Genomic DNA, 4019 nt, shown 5'->3' with positions numbered 1-4019 from the left:
ATGTCACTTTTAGGTGTAAGCTATTGTAATAGAATTAATCAAGGAGGGTTATTTCATGGATCTCATTCATTTCATCGATCCGGAGCTCGCCGCTGCAATAGAAGGGGAAAAGGAACGGCAAAACCTGACGATTGAGCTCATCGCCTCAGAAAACTTCGTGCCCGAAGTTATACTTGAAGCTCAGGGGTCATTGTTGACCAACAAGTACGCCGAGGGTTACCCCGGCAGGCGTTATCACGGAGGATGTCAATTTATAGACATCGTAGAAAGCCTAGCGATCGAGCGTGCCAAAAAGCTGTTTGGTGCTGAGCATGCCAACGTACAGCCCCATTCGGGCGTCAACGCAAACCTTGCAGTATTCATGGCAGTGCTTAATCCCGGCGATAAAATACTTGGCATGAACCTAAGCCACGGAGGACATCTGTCTCATGGAGCTTCCGTCAGCATTTCAGGTAAGTTTTTTGAGTCCCATAGCTACGGTGTAGACAAAGAAACTGGGTTAATAAATTATGACGAAGTAGAACGTATCGCCTGCGAGGTAAAACCAAAGCTAATAATCGCAGGAGCAAGCGCCTACTCCAGGATCATAGACTTCAAGCGCTTCTCGCAAATCGCAAACAAAGTAGGAGCTTATCTCATGGTCGATATGGCCCATATAGCAGGTTTAGTCGCTGCGGGAGCCCATCCTTCCCCGGTCCCTTACGCCGATTTCGTAACCTTTACTACCACCAAGACCCTACGTGGAGCCCGTGGGGGAAATATACTATGCAAAAAAGAATTCGCCGAAAGTATCGATAAGGCCATCTTCCCGGGGATCCAGGGAGGACCCATCCCTCAGATAATCGCCGCCAAGGCGCTCACCTTCAAACTGGCAATGACCGACGAATTTAAAGCCTACGGTGCCCAGGTCGTCAAAAACGCCAAAGTCATGGCAGAAGTTCTAAAATGTAACGGATTTGATATAGTCTCAGGAGGTACAGATAATCACCTAATGCTGGTTGACCTTAGAAGCAAGAAAATGACGGGCGCTCAGGCTGAGAGCAAGCTCGAAGAAGTGGGCGTAACAGTCAACAAAAACATGATACCCTATGACCCAGAAAAGCCAACTGTCACGAGCGGGATTCGCATAGGCCTTGCCGCCGTCACCAGCAGAGGATTTGACGAAGATGACACCAAAAGGGTGGCCAACCTCGTCGCAAAAGTGCTAGATAACGAAGATGAGCTACAACTCGCACGCTTTAAGCGAGAAGTACGCGAGTTGTGCATGGCCCATCCAATTTACATGACCAAAACGGAACTTGCCTCGCGATCGGACAACTTGCCATAAAGGGGGTAGTTAAAATGTACGCTGATGAAGTGTTGAGCTTCAGCAAGTCCTTGTCGGAGGAACTAAAAAATTTACGAAGGGATTTTCATCAATATCCCGAGCTCAGCTTCAAGGAATTCGAGACGGCAAGAAAGATTGCAATTTACATGAAAGAGTTGGGCTGCGAAGTCGAAGAAAATGTGGGGAAAACTGGCGTGGTCGCACTATTAAAAGGGGCATACGACGGCCCCACCATTGCCATCAGGGCAGATATTGACGCATTACCCGTAAAAGAAATGACCGGTCTTCCTTACGCCTCGAAAAACGAAGGAGTCATGCATGCCTGCGGTCATGACATACACACAACATGCGCCCTTGGAGCTGCGAAAATTTTAGCTTCACTTAAAGATGAACTTCAAGGAAGCGTCAAGTTCATCTTTCAGCCGGCAGAGGAGATAAACCTTGGAGCAAAGGCCATGATCGAAGAAGGTGTGCTAGAAAACCCCGATGTTTCGATGATCTTTGGTTTGCATAATAACCCCGAAATACCGATAGGCAAGGTAGGGGTAAAGGAAGGCCCCTTGATGGCGGCTGTCGATTCTACATTTATAACCGTCATGGGAAAGGGGGGACACGCTGCATACCCTCATCGTGTAATTGATCCCATAGTGTGCACTTCTTCAATAGTCATGAACTTGCAAACGATCGTGAGCAGAAACGTCGATCCTCAAAAGGCCGCAGTGATCAGCTTTGGCAGCATCAGTGGCGGCATGGCAAATAATGTCATACCCGATGAAGTGAAGTTACTCGGCACGGTTCGCACCTTCGATGAGGATCTGCGCGATTCAATCGAAAATTGGATGAAAAGGACCGTGGAAAATACAGCCTCAAGCCTAGGATGCCAAGTTGAGCTAAACTACCGCAGAGACCTTCCTGCCCTTATAAATCATCCGGAGGCGACGAAGATAGCCATGAAAGCAGCCCTGGAAATCTTTGACGAAGACAGCATCGTTGTGCCAATTCCTTCGATGGGAGGTGAAGATTTCGCATTATATCAAAAAAGGGTCCCGGGGTGTTACTTCTGGCTGGGTGTGGGCAACCCCGATATCGATGCTGTACATCCGTGGCACAGTCCGCATTTTAAGGCAGACGAAGAAGCCCTTCCGCTAGGGGCAGCACTTTTAGCTTTAACTGCCTTGATTGCTTGCGAATCTAACGAAAGCTGTAATACAAAATAACTACATTGACATAATTGGTATGTCTAAAGCGCGAGAGGAGGCATTAACATGATTGAAGCTATTAAAAATTGGAAGCTTCATATCTTAGTTTTAATTTTCGTCATTATAGCTGAATGGATTGGCGCCTTTTCCTTTCCCATCGGACCAGGCACGGTGGTTTTGCTGCCGATGCTTTATGCACTTATAATGGGAATTCTTTCGGGGCCCAAATTTTTGAGGCTCGCCAGCCAAAAGGACATGGTCGATGCCGGCAGTTTAGTTGGAGTTACTTTAATGCTTTTGATGGCAAAGTACGGAACGACGGTAGGACCAAACATTCCAATGATATTAAGAACGAGTCCTGCATTGATATTGCAGGAATTTGGCAATCTCGGCACGGTCATCATTGGTGTACCCGTGGCGGTGTACCTAGGACTCAAGCGAGAAACCATAGGGGCAGCTCATTCGATCGCAAGAGAACCTAACGTGGCTTTAATAGGCGACATCTATGGTTTGGACACCCCAGAAGGCCGAGGAGTCATGGGTGTTTACATATGCGGTACGGTGTTTGGGACGATTTTTTTCGGTCTCATGGCGACCTTTGCGGCAGCGTTGGGAATTTTTCATCCCCTTGCATTAGCCATGGCTTCCGGAGTGGGAAGCGCAAGCATGATGACCGCTTCTGTTGGCGCTTTAAGCGCAATGTTCCCCGACATGGCCGATAAGATCCAAGCTCTGGGGGCGGCAAGCAACATGCTCACCGGCTTAGATGGCGTTTACATGTCCCTGTGGATGGCCTTGCCGATGACGGAATGGCTGTACAGGAAATTTTACCGCTTAAAATATGGGACTCAGCCGAGCCAAACTGCAGCAGGGGAGGCGTAACTCATGAAGACCATGGAAGTTCTCGCAGTACTTATTATAATTGGCGCCATTACTTTGGTTGGCAACCTGGTTGGTGCAAATATCCCGATGATCGATGCCATCCCCGGCATGATCTTTTTAATCGCTATCAGCATTATTGGGGTAATATGTGCGAAAGTCATTCCGGTTAAAATTCCGGCTGTAGCCTACGTCGTCACAATCGGATGCATAGTAACCATTCCTGGATTCCCGGGTGCGACAATTTTTAATGCCTGGGCACAAAAAGTTAACTTTTTGGCTCTCACTACACCAATTCTAGCCTATGCCGGTATCTCAATTGGGAAAGACCTTGGCATGCTTAAAAAGACGGGATGGAGGATCTTGATCGTCTCCTGCATAGTTTTCATTGGCACCTACATAGGTTCAACGATCATCGCGCAATTAATCTTGAAGCTCATTGGAGAAATTTAAATACCTACTTTTTTCGATTTGAGGGTTAAGAAGACTATTTAATCTTCGTAACATTTTGTAAAAAGAAGTTAAGGGGCCTTCGTCATTTAAGACGAGGGCCCTAGCTGATAAGACACATTCAAGGCATTGATAGTTTCGCTCACGTTTTAGGTGAGGTAACT

Annotated in this window: 4 protein-coding genes; all 4 read left to right on the top strand. The window is 47.4% G+C overall.

Going from position 1 to position 4019, the window contains the following annotated elements; genetic code table 11:
- Positions 1 to 55 precede the first annotated feature (55 nt).
- From glyA to Q7P41_RS10685, 4 genes are read left to right on the top strand one after another with little or no spacing between them, the layout of a single operon-like run.
- Positions 56 to 1327 (top strand): serine hydroxymethyltransferase, encoded by a 1272-nt coding sequence (gene glyA, locus Q7P41_RS10700; RefSeq protein ID WP_303884152.1) that lies wholly within the window; start codon positions 56 to 58, stop codon positions 1325 to 1327.
- Positions 1328 to 1341: 14 nt separating this feature from the next.
- Positions 1342 to 2544, top strand: coding sequence for a M20 family metallopeptidase (locus Q7P41_RS10695; protein ID WP_303884150.1), 1203 nt, complete (start codon positions 1342 to 1344; stop codon positions 2542 to 2544).
- A gap of 48 nt (positions 2545 to 2592) precedes the next feature.
- Entirely contained in the window at positions 2593 to 3408 is an 816-nt protein-coding gene (locus Q7P41_RS10690; protein ID WP_303884149.1) for a DUF3100 domain-containing protein, read from the top strand.
- 3 nt (positions 3409 to 3411) lie between these two features.
- Positions 3412 to 3858: a hypothetical protein gene (locus tag Q7P41_RS10685; protein ID WP_303884147.1), complete on the top strand. Its 447-nt coding sequence runs from the start codon at positions 3412 to 3414 to the stop codon at positions 3856 to 3858.
- Positions 3859 to 4019 lie beyond the last annotated feature (161 nt).

This window comes from Acetomicrobium mobile (genome assembly GCF_937920065.1).
The sequence above is the reverse complement of the archived record's forward strand: the minus strand, read 5'-3'. Positions and strand labels throughout refer to the sequence as shown.

Excerpts from the sequence above, each read along its gene's own strand:
- Q7P41_RS10690 (WP_303884149.1), top strand. The coding sequence starts at position 2,593 with ATGATTGAAGCTATTAAAAATTGGAAGCTTCATATCTTAGTTTTAATT.
- Q7P41_RS10685 (WP_303884147.1), top strand. The coding sequence starts at position 3,412 with ATGAAGACCATGGAAGTTCTCGCAGTACTTATTATAATTGGCGCCATT.
- glyA (WP_303884152.1), top strand. The coding sequence starts at position 56 with ATGGATCTCATTCATTTCATCGATCCGGAGCTCGCCGCTGCAATAGAA.
- Q7P41_RS10695 (WP_303884150.1), top strand. The coding sequence starts at position 1,342 with ATGTACGCTGATGAAGTGTTGAGCTTCAGCAAGTCCTTGTCGGAGGAA.